The 20,863-nt window shown below is 70.3% G+C and carries 18 protein-coding genes; 5 read left to right on the plus strand and 13 right to left on the minus strand.

Annotated elements, in window-relative coordinates; all coding sequences use genetic code 11:
• The 5 genes from GUY59_RS32305 to GUY59_RS32325 all read right to left on the minus strand — a co-directional run.
• Positions 1-1,370, minus strand: a 1,370-nt coding sequence (locus GUY59_RS32305) for a sulfatase-like hydrolase/transferase (RefSeq protein ID WP_201761604.1), incomplete at its 3' end; no start/stop codon positions are given.
• Between the two features lie 23 nt (positions 1,371-1,393).
• Entirely contained in the window at positions 1,394-2,200 is an 807-nt protein-coding gene (locus GUY59_RS32310; protein ID WP_138204101.1) for a carbohydrate ABC transporter permease, read from the minus strand.
• Positions 2,200-3,075 (minus strand): carbohydrate ABC transporter permease, encoded by an 876-nt coding sequence (locus tag GUY59_RS32315; protein WP_201761605.1) that lies wholly within the window; start codon positions 3,073-3,075, stop codon positions 2,200-2,202. Before GUY59_RS32315 ends, GUY59_RS32310 begins: the two co-directional genes overlap by 1 nt.
• Positions 3,076-3,115: 40 nt before the next feature.
• On the minus strand, positions 3,116-4,390 hold the full coding sequence (locus GUY59_RS32320) for a sugar ABC transporter substrate-binding protein (protein WP_138204097.1): 1,275 nt from the start codon (positions 4,388-4,390) through the stop codon (positions 3,116-3,118).
• Between the two features lie 13 nt (positions 4,391-4,403).
• On the minus strand, positions 4,404-5,405 hold the full coding sequence (locus tag GUY59_RS32325) for a LacI family DNA-binding transcriptional regulator (RefSeq protein WP_138204095.1): 1,002 nt from the start codon (positions 5,403-5,405) through the stop codon (positions 4,404-4,406).
• Positions 5,406-5,664: 259 nt separating this feature from the next.
• Here GUY59_RS32325 and GUY59_RS32330 point away from each other — a divergent pair, with 259 nt between their 5' ends.
• The 3 genes from GUY59_RS32330 to GUY59_RS32340 all read left to right on the plus strand — a co-directional run bounded on the left by GUY59_RS32330 (position 5,665) and on the right by GUY59_RS32340 (position 9,301).
• On the plus strand, positions 5,665-7,140 hold the full coding sequence (locus tag GUY59_RS32330) for a multicopper oxidase family protein (protein WP_252375091.1): 1,476 nt from the start codon (positions 5,665-5,667) through the stop codon (positions 7,138-7,140).
• A 119-nt stretch (positions 7,141-7,259) separates the two neighbouring features.
• Positions 7,260-8,645 carry an APC family permease gene (locus GUY59_RS32335; RefSeq protein WP_252375090.1) on the plus strand — a complete coding sequence of 462 codons (1,386 nt, stop codon included), beginning with the start codon at positions 7,260-7,262 and terminating at the stop codon, positions 8,643-8,645.
• Positions 8,646-8,662: 17 nt separating this feature from the next.
• A complete protein-coding gene (locus tag GUY59_RS32340; RefSeq protein ID WP_138204091.1) occupies positions 8,663-9,301 on the plus strand; it encodes a GOLPH3/VPS74 family protein in 639 nt (212 codons plus the stop codon).
• Between the two features lie 24 nt (positions 9,302-9,325).
• Here the strand turns inward: GUY59_RS32340 and GUY59_RS32345 are convergent, their stop codons facing one another.
• Together GUY59_RS32345 and GUY59_RS32350 are read right to left on the minus strand one after the other, a co-directional pair.
• Positions 9,326-9,667 carry a hypothetical protein gene (locus tag GUY59_RS32345; protein WP_138204089.1) on the minus strand — a complete coding sequence of 114 codons (342 nt, stop codon included), beginning with the start codon at positions 9,665-9,667 and terminating at the stop codon, positions 9,326-9,328.
• A gap of 17 nt (positions 9,668-9,684) precedes the next feature.
• Complete coding sequence (locus GUY59_RS32350) at positions 9,685-11,436, minus strand: hypothetical protein (protein WP_138204086.1); 1,752 nt, start codon at positions 11,434-11,436, stop codon at positions 9,685-9,687.
• Positions 11,437-11,577: 141 nt separating this feature from the next.
• On the opposite strand from GUY59_RS32350, the gene GUY59_RS32355 reads away from it, so the two are divergent.
• Positions 11,578-12,414 (plus strand): hypothetical protein, encoded by an 837-nt coding sequence (locus tag GUY59_RS32355; RefSeq protein ID WP_138204084.1) that lies wholly within the window; start codon positions 11,578-11,580, stop codon positions 12,412-12,414.
• Positions 12,415-12,646: 232 nt separating this feature from the next.
• On the opposite strand, the gene GUY59_RS32360 is transcribed toward GUY59_RS32355, so the two are convergent.
• The 4 genes from GUY59_RS32360 to GUY59_RS32375 all read right to left on the minus strand — a co-directional run bounded on the left by GUY59_RS32360 (position 12,647) and on the right by GUY59_RS32375 (position 16,856).
• A complete protein-coding gene (locus GUY59_RS32360; RefSeq protein ID WP_138204082.1) occupies positions 12,647-13,462 on the minus strand; it encodes a carbohydrate ABC transporter permease in 816 nt (271 codons plus the stop codon).
• Positions 13,455-14,405, minus strand: a complete 951-nt coding sequence (locus tag GUY59_RS32365) for a carbohydrate ABC transporter permease (RefSeq protein WP_252375089.1) — start codon at positions 14,403-14,405, stop codon at positions 13,455-13,457. Before GUY59_RS32365 ends, GUY59_RS32360 begins: the two co-directional genes overlap by 8 nt.
• 1 nt (position 14,406) lies before the next feature.
• The gene (locus tag GUY59_RS32370) at positions 14,407-15,660 is read right to left on the minus strand and encodes an ABC transporter substrate-binding protein (protein WP_138204080.1); all 1,254 of its coding nucleotides are present in this window, start codon (positions 15,658-15,660) and stop codon (positions 14,407-14,409) included.
• 68 nt (positions 15,661-15,728) lie between these two features.
• Complete coding sequence (locus GUY59_RS32375) at positions 15,729-16,856, minus strand: ROK family transcriptional regulator (RefSeq protein WP_138204078.1); 1,128 nt, start codon at positions 16,854-16,856, stop codon at positions 15,729-15,731.
• A 73-nt stretch (positions 16,857-16,929) separates the two neighbouring features.
• Here GUY59_RS32375 and GUY59_RS32380 point away from each other — a divergent pair, with 73 nt between their 5' ends.
• Complete coding sequence (locus GUY59_RS32380) at positions 16,930-18,186, plus strand: Gfo/Idh/MocA family protein (protein ID WP_138204076.1); 1,257 nt, start codon at positions 16,930-16,932, stop codon at positions 18,184-18,186.
• A 3-nt stretch (positions 18,187-18,189) separates the two neighbouring features.
• On the opposite strand, the gene GUY59_RS32385 is transcribed toward GUY59_RS32380, so the two are convergent.
• Together GUY59_RS32385 and GUY59_RS32390 are read right to left on the minus strand one after the other, a co-directional pair.
• Positions 18,190-19,302: a 5-methyltetrahydropteroyltriglutamate--homocysteine S-methyltransferase gene (locus GUY59_RS32385; RefSeq protein ID WP_138204074.1), complete on the minus strand. Its 1,113-nt coding sequence runs from the start codon at positions 19,300-19,302 to the stop codon at positions 18,190-18,192.
• 6 nt (positions 19,303-19,308) lie between these two features.
• Entirely contained in the window at positions 19,309-20,814 is a 1,506-nt protein-coding gene (locus GUY59_RS32390; protein WP_138204072.1) for an acyl-CoA synthetase, read from the minus strand.
• Between the last annotated feature and the right edge of the window lie 49 nt (positions 20,815-20,863).

Below are 20,863 nucleotides of genomic sequence, written 5' to 3' on the forward strand. Positions count from 1 at the left end.
GGACGGGGTTGGTGGCCGAAGCGGACCGGTTCGGGGCCGTGGAGGCGGACGGCGGGGTCGGTCATGCCCTGGTGGGGCCCGGCCAGCTCGGCCGCCGGCTCGATGACCGGCTCGGTCTCCCCCGCCGCCACGATCCGCCGTACCAGCCGCTCCCGCAGCTCCGCCGCGACCCGCGCGTGCGACGCGCGCCCCGCCAGGTTGACCAGCTCGTGCGGGTCGTTGTCCAGGTCGTACAGGGCCTGCTCGCGGTAGCGGGTGGCGGCCGGGACGTCCCACGGGTCGGCGTCCTCGGCGACGGCGTAGTACTTCCACCGGGACGTGCGGATGCCGCGCCCCACCTCCGACTCGCTCACCTGGAAGAACGCCTCTTCGGGCCACGGGGCGCGGGGGTCGCGCACCAGCGGCAGGAACGAGCGGCCCTGCATGGACGCGGGCACCGGCAGCCCGGCCGCCTCCAGCAGCGTCGGCGGCAGGTCGAGGGTGCTGACGGGACGCGAGATCGCGCCGCCCCCGTCGAAGCCGGGCCCGCGCAGCGCGAGCGGCACCCGCAGCGACGCGTCGTGGCAGGAGCGTTTGTACTCGCCGTTGCGGGTCTTGAAGTGGTTGCCGTGGTCGGAGGTGTACGCCACGATCGTGTCGTCCAGCAGGTCCATGCTGCGCAGCGCGTCGAGCAGCCGGCCGAGCCCTTCGTCCAGGCGCTTGACCTGGCCGAGATAGCCGCCCATGTGCCGGTGGGCCGTGCCGCCGAGCGCGGCCAGGTCCTGCGGCATCCAGCGGCCCTGATAACGCTCCTCGTAGCCGTCGGGGGCCGGGTAGTTGTCCACCTCGTTCTGGTGGTGCGGCTCCAGGAACGACAGGAAGAGGTAGAACGGCTCGTCGTGGTGGTCGGCGACGAACCGCACGGCCGCGTCCACGAGGGCGTCGGAGCGGTAGCCGGGCAGCAGGACGGGCTCGTTCTCCTCGTCGTAGACGATGGTGCGGTAGGCGTCGGAGGTGTGCTCCAGCGCGTTCGCCGCCAGCCACGACCGGTAGCCGCCGCGTTCCTCCTCGGGCACCGGCTCGCTGCCCGCCAGGTGCCACTTGCCGATGTAGCCGGTGGCGTAGCCCGCCTCCCCGAAGTGGTGCGCCAGCGTACGCTCCCCGGCCGGCAGCACGCGGCCGTTGCGGTAGACGCCCGTCGTGGTCGGGTAGCGCCCCGTCTGCAACGCCGCACGGGCGGGCGCGCACACCGGCTGCGGGGTGAGCGCGACCGTGGCCTGCGTGCCGTGCCCGGCCATTCTGCCGAGGTTGGGCGTGAGAGGGCCGACGGTGTCCCACCGCTGCTGGTCGGTGAAGACGACGATCACATTAGGGGGCACGTTCGGGCGCAAAAGGGAATCTCCTAACGGACTGACTATTTGATGCCGGTCAGCGCGATGCCACGGACGAAGTATCGCTGCGTGAAGACGAACAGGATGGCGGTGGGCACGAAGAGGATCACCGAGCCCGCGGCCGTGAGGTGCCACAACGTGAAGTACTCCTGGTTGAACAGGGTGAGGCCGACCGGGATCGTGCGCATCTCGGGCGTCGTGGTGGCCACCAGCGGCCAGAGGAACTCGTTCCACTGGAAGACGAACGTGAACAACCCGAGCACGGCCAGCGCGGGCCGGGTCTGCGGCAGGATGACGCTCCGGTAGATCCGCAGCTCGGACGCCCCGTCGATGCGCGCCGCGCTGATCAGGTCGTCGGGGATCGGCTGGATGAACTGTCTCATGAGGAAGATCCCGAACGCGTCCATGAGGAACGGCGTGATCAACCCCTGGTACGTGTCGAGCCACCCCATGGTGGCCATCAGCACGTACAACGGGATCATCCGCACGAAGAACGGCACCATGAGCGTGGCCAGCAGCGCCACGAACAGCGTGTTGCGCAGCGGGAAGCGAAACTTGGCGAAGACGTACCCGACGAGCGGGTCGAACAGCAGGTGCGCGAGCGTGATCGCGCCCGCCACGACGAGGCTGTTGACGATGAAGTTGCCGAACGGCGCGCGCACGAACAACTCGGCGTAGTTGCCCCATTGGGGCGAGTCCGGCACGAGGACCGCGTTCGCCGACAACGTCTCCGCCTCGGTCTGCAACGACAGCGACACCATGTAGAGCAGCGGCACCACGGTCATGAGGCAGACCAGCCCGAGCAGGGTGTAGAGCAGCGGCTTGCGCATCAGTACGTGACCTCCCCGCGCCGCCCCGCCCGCAGTTGCACCAGCGTGAACGCCACGATGACGACGAGCAGCAGCACCGACTGCGCCGAGGAGTAGCCGAAGTCCCTGGCGCGGAAGGCGACGTTGAAGATGTGGAAGACCGACAGGTCGGTGGCGTCGCCGGGACCTCCGTTGGTGATGATGTACGCCTGTCCGAACGCCTGCAGCCCCGAGATGACCGCCATCACCGAGACGAACAACGTCGTGGGCGCGAGCAGCGGCAGCGTGATCCGCCAGAAGCGGCGCCACGCGTCGGCCCCGTCGATCTTGGCGGCCTCGTGGTACGTCTCCGGGATGCCCTGCAGCCCGGCCAGGAACAACACCATCGTGTAGCCGACGCTCTGCCAGAGCGTGACGGCGGCGATGGTGAGCAGCGGCGAGGTGTTGAGCCACGTCTGCTCGGGCAGCCCGGCCGCGCTCAGCACCCGGTTCAGCACCCCGAGCTCGGGGTCGAGGATGTTGCGCCACAGCAGCCCGACGATCGCCACCGAGGTCAGGTACGGCACCAGCAGCAGCACCCGGAACACGACCCGCCCCCTGAGCGGCTGGTCGAGCGCCAGCGCCAGCGCCAGCCCGAGCACGATCGAGCCGAGCACCACGATCACCGAGAAGACCGCCGTGACCAGGAACGAGTGCCGCACTGCCGGGTCGGCCAGGGCCTGCGTGTAGTTGCCCAACCCGGCCCACTGGTCGGCCTGCGGCCCCGTGCGCAGGCTGGTGGTCATCACGTTGCCGATCGGCAGGTAGAAGAAGGCCGCGAAGAACAGGATCGCGGGGATGAGGAACAGGTAGGCGGTCCGTGCGTAGCGACCCGAGAGCGTGCGTGGCCTCAGCATGGCCACGCTCCGCTCCCGCCGCCGGTCGTCGTGCTCGTCCTCATGTGAGGAAGCCCTCCGCCGCCTCGGCGAACGCGCGCAGGGCGTCGGCGGCCGGCTTGTTCTGGATGATGACCTGCTGGTAGACGACCTTGAGCTGTTCGTCCCACTTGCCGAGCTGGCCGGTCAGGCGCACCTCCTGGGTGGAGTCCTTGGCGATCGGCAGCGCCTCGGCGAACACCTTGACGGCGTCGTCCTGCTGCACCTCGGGCAGTTCGGCCCACGAGACGCGCGGCATGAGCATGCCGGTCTCCTTCGTGGCGGCCTGCTCGACCTCCAGGGCGGTGATGCGCTTGATGAAGTCCCACGACAGATCGGGTCTGGTGGCCTTGGCGGGCACCAGCATGCTCGTGCCGGCCGCCTGGGTGACCTTGGTCTTGTTCTTCAGCGGCGGCGCGACGCCGAGGTCGATGTCGGCGCTGGTCTTCGCGATCGGTTCGAGGTCCCAGGGGCCGGTGAGGATCATCGCGGCGCGCTTGGCGGAGAACAACTTCTGCGGGCCCGAGTAGTCGGTGCTCGACACCGGCACCGGGGCCACCTTGTGCTTGTGGATCAGGTCGGCCTGGAACTGCAGGGCGGCGATCGCGTCCTCGATCGGCGTCATGACCTTGCCGGTCTCCGGGTCGAAGGGGGTGACGCCGGCCTGCATCATCCACGGCCAGATGTAGGTGTGGTCCTGGTTGAGCGCGACGCCGTGCACGCCGTCCGTGGTCAGCTTCTTCGCCGCGGCGAGGAACTCCTCCCAGGTGGTCGGCGCTTCCAGCCCGGCCGCGCTGAACATGCCCTTGTTGTAGAGCAGCGTGTTGCAGGTCAGGTGGAGCTGTACGCCGTACACCTTGCCCTGGTAGGAGTTGCGCTCGACGGCGACCGGCTGCCAGTCGGAGGGGAAGCCCATCGCCTCGCCGTCACGGTCGACGTAGTCCTGCAGCGACCGGGCGTTGCCGGAGATGGCGAACTCCTGCACCCAGCCACCCGGCTCCTCGACCACGTCGGGCACGGTGCCGGAGGCGAAGTCGGCCAGCAGCCTGGTGCGCAGGTCGGGCCACTGGTATTTCTGCAGGTTGACCTTGACCTTGTTGGCCTGCTCGAACTCGGCGATCACCTTGCGGTAGGCCTGGTAGTCGTGTCCGGCGTTCCAGTAGACGGTGAAGGCGCCGGGGGCCGCGGTCTGCGCGGGCGGCGCTCCCGCGCAGGACGACAACACCGGCACCGCGGCAGCCGCGCCGGCCAGGCGGAGCACGTCACGGCGGGTCAGTCGGTGGGCGTGGGAAGACATCTCGGATTCCCTTCTAGGAGGAGCCCCGCCGCAGGAAGGTCCAGGACCGGACGATCTCGCGGGCGGGCGGCGGCTCCTCGGCCTGGAGGCGGTCGAAGAGCAGGCGTACGACGTCGGTGTAGTCGTGGCGGAGCGGGCCGACGGTGCTGAGCTGCGGCTTGCTGATGAGACCCTCGTCGATGTTGCCGACGCCGATCACGGCCACGTCGTCCGGCACGCGCAGCCCGGCGTCCCTGGCGGCCCAGATCGTGCTGATCGCGGCCCGGTCGGAGGCCGCGAAGATCGCGTCGGGGCGGTCGGGAGAGCTCAGCAGCTCGGCGGCGGTCTGGTAGGCGGAGACGCGGTCGTCCGCGCCGGAGGTGACGATCCGCGGGTCGACGCCGTGCCGTTCGAGTGCGGTGGTGTAGCCGAGCAGCCGGCCCGCGGGTTTGTCGCGGTAGAGCTCGAAGCGGTGCGCCATGAACGCGATGCGGCGCCTGCCCTCCGCCAGCAGGTGCTCGACCGCCTGCGCGCACGCCTCGGTCTCGGGCGTACGGACGACGTCGCACCCTTCGAGCCCGCTCTCGTTGCTCAGCACCACCATCGGCAGGCCGGTGGCGGCGAGCCCGGTGAGCAGGTCGTGGGTGAAGTGGTCGCCGACGACGTTGACCAGCGCGCCGTCGGCGATGCCGCCGCGCAGCACGTCGATGGCGGCGCTCGCCCGCGCCTCCGAGTAGACGGTGAGCGTGACCACGGAGTAGCCGCGGGCGTCGGCCATCTCGTGCAGGTCGGTGGCCAGCCGCTCGTCGCTGGGAACGCCGCCGAGCGAGCTCAGCACGAGGCAGACCCGCTGTGTGCGGCGCTTGCGCAGGCTTCTCGCGGCCTGGTTGGGGGTGTAGCCGAGCTGCCTGGCGGCGTCGAGCACCCGCTGCCTCGTCTCGGCGGCCACGGGACGGTCGCGGCCGCTGAGCACGTAGGAGACGGTCGCCACGGACACGTTCGCCAGCTCGGCCACCTGTCGTGCGGTAGGTCTCATGTTAGTCGAATAACGTAGCATTCCCGACAGGGATAAAGGGTATATTTCTGGGGAAACATCGCGCACACCGATGGACATATGGGGAACATCACGCCTCGGAAGCCAGGCGTGTGAATCGATTAACACCCTATTTCGCACGACCCGCCCGATCAATAGGTGAGCCCGCCCGGTGTTCCAGCCCCTGCTCTCAACCACAGCGTGGCGAAAGGCATTTTCCACCACTCTCCGTTACCTTTCCTGATGAACGGGGGGAGGATCTGTGGACGATCTGGTCATGGGGAGGGTGTCGCGCCGGGTGTTCGTCACCGGCACATTCGCGGCGCTGGGGCTCGGCACGGCCCTGGAGAAGCCGGCGGCCGGGGCGGCGGCGCGGCCGCGGAGGACGGTGCTGCGAGCCAGGCCCGCCAAGGTGAAGCTGGGCAAGCGCACCGTCTCCACCTGGACCTACAACGGCGTGCTCCCCGGCCCGCTCATCGAGGCCACGGCCGGCGAGACCGTCGCCGTCAAGCTGGTCAACGACCTGCCCGATCCGACCACCGTGCACTGGCACGGCATCGCGATCGACTTCCCCATGGACGGCGCGCCCGGCTTCTCCCAGGCCTCCACCCGGCCCGGCGGCACGTTCGACTACGTCTTCAAGGTGCCCGACCCGGGGACGCACTGGTATCACTCGCACGTCGGCACCCAGCTCGACCGCGGGCTGTACGGCCCGCTGATCGTGGCCGACCCGCGCGAGCCGCTGCGCTACGACGAGGAGTTCACGGTCGTGCTCGACGACTGGCTCGACGGTGTCAACGGCACCCCCGACGACGCCCTGCGCCGGCTGAACTCCTCCACCGAGCACGACGACAGCCTGCGCAGCGAGGCGCTGGGCGGCGTGGCCGCCGAGCTGCGCCACCCGCTTTACCTGATCAACGGCCGCCCGCCGGCCGCACCCAGGACGTTCGCCGCCTCGCCCAGGCGGCGCGTCAGGTTTCGGGTCATCAACGCGGGCGCCGACACCGCCTTCCGGGTCGCGCTCGGCGGGCACCGCATGACCATCACCCACACCGACGGGTTCCCGTGCTCGCCTGTCACCGTGGACACGTTCATCATCGGCATGGGCGAGCGTTACGACTTCGTCGTCACCCTCAAACCAGGCGCGTTCCCGCTGGTGGCGCAGGCTGAGGGCAAGGGCGGGCGAGCGTACGCGGTGGTGCGGACCTCGCGTAAGGCCGACGCGCCGCCGTCGCGCGTCAAGGTGCCCGAGCTCAAGCGACGGATGCTGGAATATCAGGACCTGAACGCCCGGCCCGTCGACCACCTCCCCCTCCCCACCAGGGCCGTCGCCGTCACGCTCGGCATGCGGGAGTCGGGCAACGAATGGACGCTCAACGACCGGCTCGCGAGCGACCCGCTGCGCCTGCGCGTCGAACCGGGCGAGACGCTGAGGATCGTCCTGGACAACCAGTCACCCATGTGGCACCCCATGCACCTGCACGGCCACACCTTCCAGCTGCGCGCCCGCAAACGGTACGGGCCCCGCAAGGACACCGTGAACATCAAGCCGCGCGAGCGCCTCCACATCGACGTGCACGCCGGCAACCCCGGCGAGTGGATGTTCCACTGCCACAACCTGTACCACCAGGAGCAGGGCATGATGGGCGCCATCGGTTACGGCCAGGCACCGCCGCTGCGGCCCGACATGATCCACGGCGGGCACTCCGCCGGAGAGAAGGGCCGCGGCCGGCACTGAAGCGCGCCGCCCCTGCCATGTGCCACATCACCGTGATCACCCTTGCGGCCCGGCACCGGGCTACGCGAGGATCGCCGGACTGGAACCCCACCCTGCATGACGACACGGAGAGGCTTGTCGTGCGCGCTACAGAGAACATCGAGCAGTTCGGATACCGGCAGGAGTTACGCCGCGGGGTCGGGCTGACCGACCTCGTGTCCTACGGCCTGGCCTTCATGGTGCCGATCGCGCCTTTCGCGATCTTCGGCCTGGTCTACTCCCGCTCCGGCGGCATGCCGGTGCTGGCGTACCTCGTCGGAATGGTCGCACTGCTCTTCACCGCCGCCTCGTACGCGCAGATGGTCAAGGCTTTCCCCCTCTCAGGATCCGTCTACAACTACGCGGGGCGCGGCATCGCCCCTCCGGTCGGGTTCATGACCGGATGGATGGTCCTGCTCGACTACATCCTCGTACCCTGCCTGCTCTACCTGGTGGCCTCCCTGGCCATGCACGACATCGTGCCGGACGTGCCCGTCTGGGCCTGGCTGATCGTCTTCGTGGCCGTGAACACCGGGATCAACCTGCGCGGCATCCGCATGACGGTCCGGCTCACCCGCATGATGATCGGCTTCGAGCTGCTCGTCCTGGGACTGTTCCTCCTGGTGGGCGTCTGGGCGCTGCTCCAGGGCAAGGGCCACGGGTTCAGCCTGTCCCCGCTGTTCAACCTGGAGACCTTCTCCTGGCCGGTGATGTTCGCCGCGGTGTCCGTGGCGGTCCTGTCGTTCATCGGGTTCGACGGCATCAGCATGCTCGTCGAGGAGTCCACCGGCGGATCCGCCCAGGTGGGCAGGGCGATGCGGGTGGCGCTGGTGCTCGCCGGCCTGCTCTTCGTCACGCAGGTCTGGGTCGCCTCCCTGCTCGTGCCCGACCCGAACGGGCTGCTGAGCCAGGACAGCGGCACCGCGTTCTACGACGCCGCCGCCGTGGCGGGCGGCGAATGGCTCAGGAACGTCACCCTGACCGCCACCGCGCTCTCCTGGGGCGTGGCCAACACCATGGTCGCCCAGGTCGCCGTGTCGCGCCTGCTCTACGCGATGGCGCGCGACCGGCAACTGCCGTCGTTCCTCGCCAAGGTGTCCGTCAGGCACTCGGTGCCGGCCAACGCCATCGTGCTCGTCTCCCTGGTGTCCGTGGGCATCGGACTGTGGATGTCGGGCCGCTCCGACGGCGTCGACCTCCTCACCAGCCTCATCAACATGGGCGCCATGGCCGCCTTCATCGTCCTGCACGTCTCGGTGATCGTGCACTACGCGCTGCGCCTCGGCTCCGACAGACTCTGGGCACACCTCGTCGCGCCGCTGATCGGCATGGGCATCCTGGTCTTCGTGGTGATCAACGCCAACGTCCTCGCCCAGATGGTGGGCCTCGTCTGGCTGGGCGCGGGCGTCGTGGCGCTGGCCGTCCTCTACGCCATGGGCCGCCGGCCGACCCTGGACGGCATGCCCGCCGAGGCCGGACGAAGGTGAAGGAGGAACCGCGTTCCATGAACGCCCTGCCCCTCCACCACGACCTGTACCTCATCGCCCACGACCAGTCCGGCAGGCCGCTGATCCACCTGTCGTCGATGTCGCTCGGGCTGGCCGGCGCCGTGCTGCTCGACCTCGCGCTCGGCGGCCGCGTCGCCGTCGCCGAGGGCCAGGCAGCCGCCACCCGGCGCGCCCCCACCGGCGACGCGATCGCCGACGGCCTGGTCTCCTCCCTTCTGCGTCACCGCGCCGGAAGGCAGCTCAGGTATCTGGTGAAGAAGACGGCGGACGGCATCCACGACCGCACCCGGGAGGCGCTGCTCGGCTCGGGCGTGCTGGTCCAGGTCAGCGGGCGCCGCCTCGGCGTGCTGCCGTACACGCGGTACGAGCCCGCCGACATCGCCTCCGTCGTCCGGGCCTCCGCAGGGGCACGCTCGGCGGTCGAGGGCTGGAAACAGCCGGACGCGCGGTGCGCCGCGCTGTGCGGGCTGGTGGCCGTGCTGCGGCTGGATGCGGAGCTCTACCTGGACCAGCCGAGCGCCCGGCTCGTCGGCCGCCTGCGCGAGATCGCCCGCGACAGCTCTCCCGTGGTGGGCGAGGTGGTCACGGTGGTGGACGCCCTCGTCGGCGAGGCCGCCGTCGCCGTCTACCGCTGACCCGCAACCCACCGCGCCACCGCGTCAGGGGAAGAGGGCGCGAAGTTGGGTGATGACCTCGACGATGGGGGTGATCTGGGCCGCGCGGGTGGAGAGTCGGCCGAGCGCGTCGAGGATGCGTGACCGGTCGGGCTCGGCCTCCGCCAGCTCCTGCCGGACGTCGCCCGCGTCCCTGCGCGCCCGCGCGGGCTCCACCAGGTCGGCCTCGTGCGCCGCGAGCAGGCGGTCGAGCCGCGCCAGCAGCGCCTGCGCCTCCCCGCCCGCCGGTTCGCCGCCGTTGACGACGACCGCGCGGGCGTGTGAGCCCATCGCGATCGGGCCGCTGACCTGGCCGCCGCTGACGTGTATGCCGTATTCGTCGCCCATGGCACTCTCCTCGCTCGTCACGCGCCCGGCCGGGCGCCGGTGTGCACGGTGGCCGATGCGTGCCGGCCGAAGGCGATGGGGCCGCTGACCGAGCCGCCCGCGCCCACGGACACCGTGTTCATGGTCACGCTGGCCGCCTGCAACCGGTAGGCCCCCGTGTCGACCTCGTGGTCCTCCAGGAAGTCGAGGACCGCCTCGGTGAGCCGCTGCTCGATCATCCGGGTGTATTTCGTGACGTCGAGCACCTGGATGTGGGTCTGCAGGTCCGCGCCGGCGCCGAGCTCGCGAACGCTGAAGCGGGCGCCGTACGGATAGACGATGTGCTTGCGCGGGTCGGGGGTCATCAGGCTCTTGCGCACCGCCTGCACCGCCGTGCCGGCGACCTGTGCGGGAGCGGCCAGCACGTCGCGCAGCAGCCGCAGCTTGAACACCTTGACCGCCTCCCACGCGATCCCCACGCCGGTCATCGTGGGCAGCTGGTCGACCACGTGGTAGGCGCCGAGGGCGGGCGGCAGCACGGTCACCACGAACTGGGTGTAGAGCATCCGGCCCTCGACCGCGAGGTAGATGAAGGCGGACGTCAGCGCCTCCTGATCCTCCGCGGGGGCGACGAGGTCGCCGCCGGCGTCGCGGATCTCCTGGCCGTCGTTGTTGATGGTGAGCCGCTGGTAGTAGCGCACGCCGCCCTGGGGGTGGCGGATGATGGCCTCGATCTCCTCCTGCGTGGCCTCGCACTTGGGCAGGCCGTGCTGGCCGATCATGGGATGCGCTGCCCTGGCCCGGTCACCGTGCCAGTCGCTGACCGTGAAGATGCCCCTGGTCACCACGTGGTCGCCGATGTCGAGGCGCTGTATGCCCTCGTTGGGCCGCAGGACACGGTCGCGCATGTCCTTCAGGCGCTCGCGGACGAACGTGTGCAACTCCACCGGGTCGATGTCGACGGGGTCGATGCGCCGCCTGCTCACGTGGTCGTGGCGTACGCGGTCGAGCTCGACGGCGATCGACCAGCTGCGATCGATGGTCCCGGCGCCCATGAAGGCGTCCTCGTTGGCGTACATCGTCACGTTGCCCCACTGGGCCCTGCGGATGTAGTCGAGGCGGCGGGCCGTCCTGGGGTGGGTGACCCCGGTGACGGGCTCGGGGGTGCCGGGCCGCAGGGTGCCGGCGAGCGTGAGGTAGATCGCCACGCGGTAGGCCACGACGATGGTGAGCGTGGTGACCGGGACGAACAGGATCTCGGCCGGTGTGCTGCCGCCGCCGGGCGGGGACTCCGGTGCGTAGCCGCTGTCGTAGGACGGCCCTGAGCCGCTCAGGTCGCCCAGCATCGGCACCAGCGCGTACGCGAAGGGCCACAGGACGAACAGGGCCCCCACGAGCAGGATCGTCACGCGCACGCGCAGCGGCGCGCGCCGGACGCTGTCGACGGTGAGCAGGACGAACGGGACGAGGAGCAGCATCCACAGAATCGTGGTGAGCGGGGTGAGCACCAGGCCGACGGCGAAGAGCAGGGTGATGAGCGCGTCGCGCACGGTGAGGATCGCGCGGGCGCGGCGGCAGTGGTGGAGCACCGGCATGAGGTCGAACCCGCCGTAGGAGGGCGGGACCGCGCGGTAGGGGTCGAACAGCAGCTCGTCGAGCACCCGGTTGCGGAAGCCGTGGTCGAGGTAGGCGGCGGCGCAGAGGTAGCGCGTGGCGTTGCTGACGGGCGGCGGGCCCGATGACGGATCCGCGCTGCGCCGTGACCTCGCTGACGGGCTGTCGACGGTCATGAGTTCCGCCTTCCTTTTACGTTTCGGAACCGACCTTAGGAAAGCTTATTCAAATAGTCTCGGGGTCAGCAAAGCGCGCGCAAAACGCGTACGACAAATGTGGCATTTCGCCGGACTTAATGAAATATGCGGGAGGATGCGTTGACCCACGACCCCGGCTCCAGCCGCCTGTGCGGACGATGCGGGTCCGACGTCGGCGGCCTGCTCCAGTGCCCGCGCTGCCGTGCCCCGCTCCCCTCTCCCGGCACGACCGAGCCGGCCCCCTACCGCTCCGGATCGTTCCGTCCGCGGCGGCGCGCGCCGCTCTGGCGGCGCATGCCCGTGCTCACCGGCCTGACCGCCGCCGGCCTGGTGGGCGCCGTGACCTGGTGGGCCGTCGCCGGCCGCGCCCCGGCACCCGCGGAGTCGGCGAGCGAGGCGGCGGGCACGCCCGGGTCCGGGACGTCCGCGCCCCGGCACCTGTCGGGCGAGCCCTCCCCCACCTCGCCGTACGAGCCCGCACCGTCGAGCACGACGGCGACGCCGCCAACGCAGCCGGCCGAGCAGCAGGCCTGGGCCGTGAACGACCTGCTGTCCAGCAGCAGCTCGGCCCGTTCCAGCCTCTCCGACGCCATCGAGCACGCGCGCCGGTGCGAGCGGCGCGGGCTCGACACCATCCAGGACATCACCGACCGTCGCCGCGAGCAGCTCACCGACGCCCGTGCGCTCGGCATGACGGCGCTCGCGGGCGGCGCGGAGCTCAAGGACGCCCTCGTCGACGCGCTGCGCGCCTCGTACGAAGCCGACGCCGCGTTTCTCGCCTGGGCGCGGCGGCAGGCCGGCGGGAATTGCCGGGGATCGACCGCCGGCGACCGCGACTTCCGCCGCGGCATCGACAGATCCGGTACGGCCCAGAAGGCGAAAGTCCGCTTCTCCAAAATGTGGCGCCCAATAGCAATAAAGTACGATCTGACAACCTGGAAACCGGATCAAATCTGACACCCGCCACAATTTCACGATAAATCGAGAAACATCAGCGTCGTCGTGGCGCTCAACACGGGCACCGCCGCGGTCACGTGGTAGGGCGTGCGGGGCAGGGCGACGGCCTACCTCACCGACGGCGCCCACTCGCTCGCGCCGTCGCCGGTGCGCAGCCGTACGGTGACGCTTCCACGAAGGGCGCTCACCACGGTCGTCATGCGGTAGGCGCGTGGGGCCCCGGGCCCCTCCCTCAGCCTTTGGTGCCCGAGTGCGCGATGCCCTGGATGAACTGCCGTTGCAGGAACACGAAGACCGCGATCACGGGGAGTGAGGCGATCAGCGAGCCGGCCATGAGGACGGGGTAGTCGGTCTGGTACTGTCCCTGCAGCGCGGCCAGCCCGGCCGACAGCGTCATCTTGTCGGGGTCGGTGTTGACGACCAGCGGCCAGAACAGGTCGTTCCACGCCCAGAGCAGGGTGAGGATGGCCAGCGCCACCAGCCCGGGTCTGGCCAGCGGCAACATGACCGACCAGTAGATCCGGACCGGGCCGGCGCCGTCGAGCCTGGCCGCCTCCTCCAGTTCGCGCGGCAGCCCGAGGAAGAACTGCCGCAGCAGGAACACCCCGAACGCGCTGAACAGCCCCGGCACGATGATCGCCTGGAGGCTGTTGAGCCAGCCGAGCGACGACATGATCTGGTACTGCGGGATCACGAACAGCTGCGGCGGGACCATGAGCACCGACAGGAACACCGCGAACAGCACGTTTCTGCCGGGGAAGCGCAGCCGGGCGAAGGCGTAGGCGGCCATCGAGCAGAACAGCACCTGGCCGGTCACCCGCCCGGCCGCCATGATCGTGGTGTTGAGGAACTGGTCGCCGAACGGCAGCAGGTCGAAGACCTTCGCGTAGTTGTCCCAGCGTCCCTCGGGCAGGAACGTCGGCGGCACCGCGGTGGCGCTGCCGAGCGTCTTGAGCGAGGTGATGATCTGCCAGGCGAACGGCGCCACCATCAGCAGCGACGAGACGGTGAGGATGGCGTGCACGCCCAGTGGGCGGCGCTCAGACATAGTGCACCCACTTCCGCTGGAGCCGGAACTGCAGCATCGTCAGCACCGCGATGAGCAGCAGCAGCGCGATCACGATGGCGGCGGCGTAGCCGCGGTCGTTGGTGACGAAGGCCCGCTCGTAGAAGAGCTGGACGACGGTCTGCAACCGCGCGTACGCCGGGTTGGCGCGGGCCGCCTGGCCCGATCCGGTCATCACGAAGACCAGGTCGAACAGCTGCAGAGAGCCGATCACCGAGACGATGGAGATGAAGAACGCGGTCGGCGACAACATCGGCAGGGTGATCTTGAAGAACTGCGTGACGCGGGAGGCGCCGTCCATGGCGGCTGCCTCGTACAGTTCCTTCGGGATCGCCTGCATGCCGGCCAGGAAGATGATCAGGTTGTAGCCCATGCTGCTCCAGACGCCGACCACGACCAGCGCGTACAGCGCGGTGGCGGGGTCGGCGACCCAGTTGGGGCCGTCGACGCCGACGGTGGCGAGCACCTGGTTGACCAGGCCGTAGTCACCGTTGTAGAGCCAGCGCCACACCATCGCCACCGCGACGGGCATGGTGACCACGGGCAGGAAGAACGCCGTACGGTAGACGTTCACGCCGCGCAGTCCAGGCCGGTTGAGGAGGGCCGCGAACACGACCGCGAGCGGGATGCCGATGAGGCCGAGCGCGGTGTAGGTCAGCGTGTTGAGCACCGCCCGGCCCACCTCGGGGTCGGCGAGCAGCCGGGTGTAGTTGTCCGTCCCCGTCCAGGTGTGCCCGCCGAACGCGCCCCACTCGGTGAAGGAGAAGTACGCGGTCTGCACGACGGGCCACAGGTAGAAGATCGCCAGTCCGAGCCCGGTGGGGGCGATGAAGGCGTACCCCCACAGGGCCTCGGTCCGCGGCCGGCGGCGCCCCCTCACCGCGTGGGCCGCCCGGGCGGGCCGCGATCGGGCGGTGGTGGTCACGTCACTCCTTGGCCAGCAGGTCGTTCATCCCGGCTGCCAGGTCCGCGGCCGCCCGCTCGATCGGCACCTCGCCGGTCCACGCCTTGGTGAGGTGGGTGAGCTCCGCCTCCTGCCAGGCGGCGGTGTTCTTGGAGACCGGGTACGGCACCGCGTACGCGACGGCGTCGAGGAAGACCTGGAGCTTGAGCTCGGGATGGGCGGCCACCCAGTCGCTCTGGGTGCCGTTGTAGGCCGGGATCGGGCCCTTCTTGCCGAGCAGGTCGGCGGCCGGCTTGGAGCCGAGGAACTTGACGAACTCCCACGCCTCGTCGGGGTGCTCGGTCTTCGCGGACATGACGTTGGCGACGCCGTGGATGATCGTGGCCTGCTTCTCGCCCTTCGGCAGCGGGGCGACGTCGACCCTGTCCTTGGTGTAGTCGTTGGCGGTGAACTCGGCGACGTCCCAAGACCCGCCCCAGTACATCGCCAGCTTGCCGGCCTCGAAGAGCTGGAGCGGGGCGGTGTCGGTCATGGTCTTGAGGTCGGGCGACTGCTTGGCGGCGATGAGGTCGGTCCAGAACTTCAGGCCCTCGATCGTCTTGGGGTCGTCGTAGCCGGACTTCCTGCCGTCCGGGGAGATCACGTGGCCGCCGGCCTGGTAGATGGTGTTGTACTGGTACTCCTGGAAACTGGTGAGCTGGGCGCCGACGGCGTGGACGCCCTTGGCGGGGTCGGTGAGCTTGGCGGCGGCTTTCTTGAAGTCGGCCCAGGTCCAGTCGTCGGCCGGATGTTTCACCTTCGCGGCGTCGAAGAGCGTCTTGTTGTACCAGACGCCGACGGTGTCCATGTCCTTCGGCAGGCCGTACAGCTTGCCCTCGTAGGTGTAGAGCTCGACGAGCTGCTTGGGGTAGACCGAGGTGTCGACCTGCTCCTCGATCGGCTTGATGACGCCGTTGGAGGCGTAGAGCTGGAAGTTGGGGCCGTTCATCCAGAAGACGTCGGGCGCCGAGCCGCCGCTGACCGCGGCCTTGAGCTTCGTCCAGTAGTCGGCCCACGGGGTGAGCTGGACGTTGACGGCGATGTTCGGGTGGGTCCTGGTGAACTCCGCGGCGAGTTCCTGCATGACGGCCTGCTGGGTCGCGTCCCAGACGCCGTAGGACAGTGTCACCTTGCCCGCCTGCGCGCCCGTGCTGGCCTGCTCACCGCCTCCGCACGCGGAGGCGAGCAGCGCCGCGCAGAGGAGCGCGGCAGCGCCTCGTGCCGACTTCCACATCATCCCGGTCCTCTCCTAGAACGTGGGAGTAATGATGGAGTCCAGTGAAATTTCTTTCAAGAGTCGGCGTGTTACAGATGGCTCACGAGCGGGGTGCGGCCGTCGAGCACCCGCTCCTCGACATCGTCGAGCGCCAGGCGTACGGCGCCGAGCACCACGCCCTCGTCGCCGAGCGCCGACATGCGCACCTCGGGCGTGCGGATGCACCAGCGGTCGAGCTCGCGCCTCAGTGGCTCGATGAGCACGTCGGCCGAGCGTGAGAAACCCCCGCCGACCACGACCATCTGCGGGTCGAGCGCCAGCACCAGCGCGGAGGCGCCGAGCGCGAGGTCCTTGACGTAGCGGCGGACGGCCGCGGCGGCGGCCTTGTCGCCGGCCCGCGCGGCGGCGAACACGTCTCCCGCCTCGCCGCTGGCGGCGCTCAGGTGCTCCTGGGCGCGGATCCAGCCGAGCACCGGCAGCGCGCCGATCTCGCCCGAGGCGTTGGCGAACCCCCTGTGCAGCTTCCCGTCGATGACCAGCCCCGCGCCGGTGCGGAGCCCGGCCAGCAGGAACACCATGTCCTTGGCGTAGCGGGCCACCCCGCGCCAGCACTCGGCGAGGGCGGCGAGCTTGCTGTCGTTCTCCACCAGCACGGGGCCTGGCGCGAGCCGGCGTACGTGTGCGGCCAGATCGACGCCGGTCCACTCGGGCAGCGCCTCCGAGAGCATCACCCGGCCGGCGCCGTCGACCAGCCCGGTCGTGCCGACGCCCGACGCCCACACGTCGCCGCCGGCCAGGCCCGCGCCCTCCAGGCATTCCGCCACGGCCCTGTCGACCGCCTCCAGCCGCTCGACCCGGCCCATCGCGGGCGTGACGGGCACGCGGGCGCTGTCGAGCACGGTGCCGTCCAGGTCGGCGACGACCGCGCGGATCTTGTGACCGCCGATGTCGACGCCGAGCACCCGCCCCGCCTCGGCCCGGAAGCGGTAGCGCCTGGCCGGGCGGCCCACGCCGCCCGCGGTGGCGCCCGCCTCGGTGACCCAGCCCTTCCGCAGCAGCTCGCGCACGACGTCCTCGGTGGAGGCGCGCGACAGGCCCGTGCGCTTGGAGACCTCGGTGAGCGTGAGCGACGGCCCGCCCTGCAGCGCCTTGATCACGGCGAGCGCGTTGAGCTGCCTGAGCCGCGACAGGTCACCGCCACTCAGTTCGCCGGCCATCGGCCCCCCTTGCTGTCAGCTTTCCCAGACCGAATAATGATGGTCTCCATGATATTTCTTCGGGGAAGGTTCCATGACTGAGGTGACTCTAGCCGTCGTCGGCGGCGGCCTGCGAGGGCTGACCTACGCGCGCCGCGCCCACGCCACGGGCGCCGGGCGGGTGGTGGCGGTGGCGGATCCCGACCCGCGCCGCCGCGCCCTCTTCGTCGAGGAGTTCGGCATCGGACCGGAGCGGGCGCACACCGGCTGGAAGGAGCTCGCGGCCGGCGGGCGGATCGCCGACGCGGCCGTCATCGCCACCCACGACCAGTTGCACACCGCGCCCGCGGTGACGCTGGCGGAGCTCGGTTACCACATTCTCCTGGAGAAGCCGATGGCCACGAGCGAGCCCGAGGCCGCCATGATCGCCGAAGCGGCCCGCCGCAACGGCATCCTGCTCGCGGTCTGCCACGTGCTGCGCTACACGCCCTACACGCGCCTGATGAAGGAACTGGTGGACGAGGGCAGGATCGGGCGGCTCGTCAGCGCCCAGCACCTGGAGCCGGTCGGCTGGTGGCACCAGGCGCACTCGTTCGTGCGCGGCCACTGGCGGCGGCAGGACACCTCGGCGCCGATGTTGCTGGCCAAGGCCTGCCACGACATCGACTGGCTGGTGCACCTCTTCGGACGGCAGCCCGAGCGGGTCTCCTCGTTCGGCTCCCTGTCGCACTTCCACGCCGGTGCCCGGCCCGCCGAGGCGGCCGACCGGTGCCTCGACTGCCCGCTGGAGCCCTCGTGCCCGTACTCGGCGCCCCGGCTCTACCTGGGCTGTCTCGGCGATCCGTCGAGCGAGTTCTGGCCGTTGTCGGCCGTCACCTCCGGCCGCACCGAGGAGGACGTGCTGCGGGCGCTGCGCACGGGCCCGTACGGACGCTGCGTGTACGCGTGCGACAACGACGTCGTGGACCACCAGGAGGTCGTGATGGAGTTCGGCGACGGGGCGACGTGCTCGTTCACGATGAGCGCGTTCACCCCCATGGAGCACCGGCGCACACGGTTGTTCGGCACCCACGGATACATCGACGGCGACGGCGGCGTGCTGCGGGTGGTCGACTTCCGTACGGGCGCCGAGGAACTCGTCGCCGCCGACGGCGCCGCGGGACCGTCGGCGGGCGACGGGCACGGGGGCGGCGACGAAGGACTCACCGACGCCTTCCTCGCCGCCGTGGCCTCGGGCGATGCCACCCTGCTCCAGTCGGACGCGGCCGAAAGCCTCATGTCGCACCGCGTGGTGTGGGCCGCCGAGCAGGCCAGGCTCACGGGAACGGTCGTGACGCTCCAGGACCCCTGACGGTCAGCCCCAGACCTCCTGGGCGGTCTCGACGATCAGGGCGAGCTTGGCGAACTGCTCGTCGGCCGTGAGCTGGTTGCCCTCGACGGTGGAGGAGAACCCGCACTGCGGCGACAGGCAGAGCTGGTCGAGGTCGACGAACTTCGCGGCCTCGTCGATGCGCCGCTTGAGCGTGTCCTTCGACTCCAGCTCGCCGGACTTGGTGGTGACGAGTCCCAGCACCACCATCTTGCCCGGCGGCACGAACCGCAGCGGCTCGAACCCGCCCGACCGCTCGTCGTCGAACTCCAGGAAGAACCCGTCCACCTTCAGCTCGCCGAACAGTGCCTCGGCGACGAAGTCGTACCCGCCTTCCGCCGCCCAGGAGGAACGGAAGTTGCCGCGGCACATGTGCGTCGTGACCGTCATGCCGTCGGGCTTGGCGGCGAGCGCGGCGTTGATCTGGCGGATGTAGCGCAGGTGCATGTGGTCGGCGTCGTCGCCGCGCGCGGCCAGCTCGGCCCGCTGGGCCGGGTCGTTGAGGTAGGCCAGGCTGGTGTCGTCGAACTGCAGGTAGGTGCAGCCCAGCGCGCCGATCCTGCGCACCTGCTCGGCGTAGGCCGCGCTGAGGTCTCTCCAGAACTCCTCCACGTCCGGGTAGACCTCGCGGTCGATGGCCGCGGGCCCGCCCCGGTAGTGGACCATGCTCGGCGACGGGATGGTCAGCTTGGGTACGACGCCCGCGCCCCGGGCGGCCAGCGTGTCGCGCAGGAAGGCGAAGTCGTCGGCGAAGACCGGCTCGTTCAGCTTGATCCGGTCGTGGACCCGCAGCGCCGCCGGGGTGAACTCGATGTCGCCCTGCTCGTTGTGGAAGCGGACCGTGATGTGCTCGTCGGTGGCCTGGCCGATGCCGCCGAGCTGGTAGATGAAGTCCATGTGCCAGGAGGCCCGCCTGAACTCACCGTCCGTCGCGCTCTGCAGGCCGGTCTCCTCCTGGCGGCGGACCACCTCCCTGATGGCCTTGTCCTCCGCCTCGCGCAGCGCGTCGCCCGTGAGGTTCTCGCGGGCGCGGAGCAGCGCGGCCGGGCGCAGGAGGCTGCCGACGTGGTCGGCTCGGAAAGGGGGTGTGGTGCGCACTACTGATCATCTCCTCGGATGGAGGCCGTCGTCGGAGCCTCCGTAGAGCGTGCGCAGCGGGGCTTTGAGCAGCTTGCCCGCCGCGTTCTTGGGCAGTTCGGGGACGAGTTCCAGAGACTTCGGGATCTTGAAGCGGGCCAGCCGCCCGTCCAGGTACGCCAGCAGTTCGGCGGGGTCGGCCTTGGCTCCCGGCCGCGTCACCACCAGGGCCTTGCCGACCTCGCCCCACCGGTCGTCGGGCACGCCGATCACCGCGCACTCGGCGACCGCCTCGTGGCCGTACAGGACGCTCTCCACCTCGGCGGGGTAGACGTTCTCGCCGCCGGAGATGATCACGTCGTTGAGCCGGTCGGAGATGCGTACGTAGCCGTCCTCGTCGGCGACGCCGACGTCTCCCGAGCGGAACCAGCCGTCCGGCGAGAGCACCTTCGCGCTCTCCTCGGGCCGCCCCCAGTAGCCGGGCATCACGTTCGGGCCCTGGACGTACACCTCGCCCGGCTCGCCGGGTCCGGCCGCGGAGCCGTCGGGCGCGACCAGGCGGACGTCCGAGAAGAAACAGGGCACACCGGCCGTGCCCGCCTTGGCGATCGAGTGCTCGGCGCCGAGGAAGAGGGCGCCCGGCGCGGTCTCGGTCATGCCGTACCCCTGCAGGAACGTCAACCCTCGCTCCTGGTACGTCCTGATCAGCGGCTCGGGCACCGGCGCGCCACCGCACAGCAGGTGGCGCAGGCTCGACAGGTCGGCCCCCGCCCAGCGCGGCGAGCGCGCGAGGAAGCCGAACATCGACGGCACCCCGAACATCACCGTGACCCGCTCCGACGCGATCAGGTCGAACGTGCGCTCCACGTCGAACGACGGCTCCAGGACCACCCTGCCGCCCTTGAGCACGGTCGGGATCAGTGTCTGGGCCAGCGCCGCGATGTGGAACAGGGGGGCGCTGACCAGCGTCACCTCGTCGTGCGCGAAGGGCACGTCGACCAGCAGGTTGACGGTGTTCCACGTCAGGTTGCCGTGGGTGAGCATGGCGCCCTTGGGGCGGCCGGTCGTGCCCGACGTGTACATGATCAGGCACACGTCGTCCTGGCCCACGGGCTCGTCGACGGGCTCGGGCGATCCGCTCTCCAGGAGGTCGTCGTACGCGTCCGGCGGGATGTGCTCGCCCGGCAGTCCGGCGCCGTCCCGCCCCTCGCCCAGCACGAGGAGCTTCGCGTCGGCGTCCTCCAGGATGTAGCGCAGCTCGGGCGTGGCCAGCCGGGTGTTGAGCGGGACGAACACCGCGCCCAGCAGCCCCGCGGCGAAGAACGTCTCCACCATCGAGGGCTGGTTGGCCCCCAGGAAGGCCACCCGGTCGCCGCGCCGCACATCGAGACCGGACAGCGCCGAGGCCAGCCGGTACGTACGGTCGCGCAGGTCACGGTAGGTGCGATCGTGCCCGAGGTAGCTCAGCGCCACCCGCTCGGGCGTCATGCGCGCCCTGCGTGCCGGCCACGAGCCTGTCCCCTGATTCCGCATCGGCACTCCTTGACGCTCAAGCCCTCAAGTTAGGCCACCTGGCGATCGC

The sequence above is a fragment of the Nonomuraea sp. K271 genome (assembly GCF_009908215.1).
Lineage (GTDB): Bacteria > Actinomycetota > Actinomycetes > Streptosporangiales > Streptosporangiaceae > Nonomuraea > Nonomuraea longispora.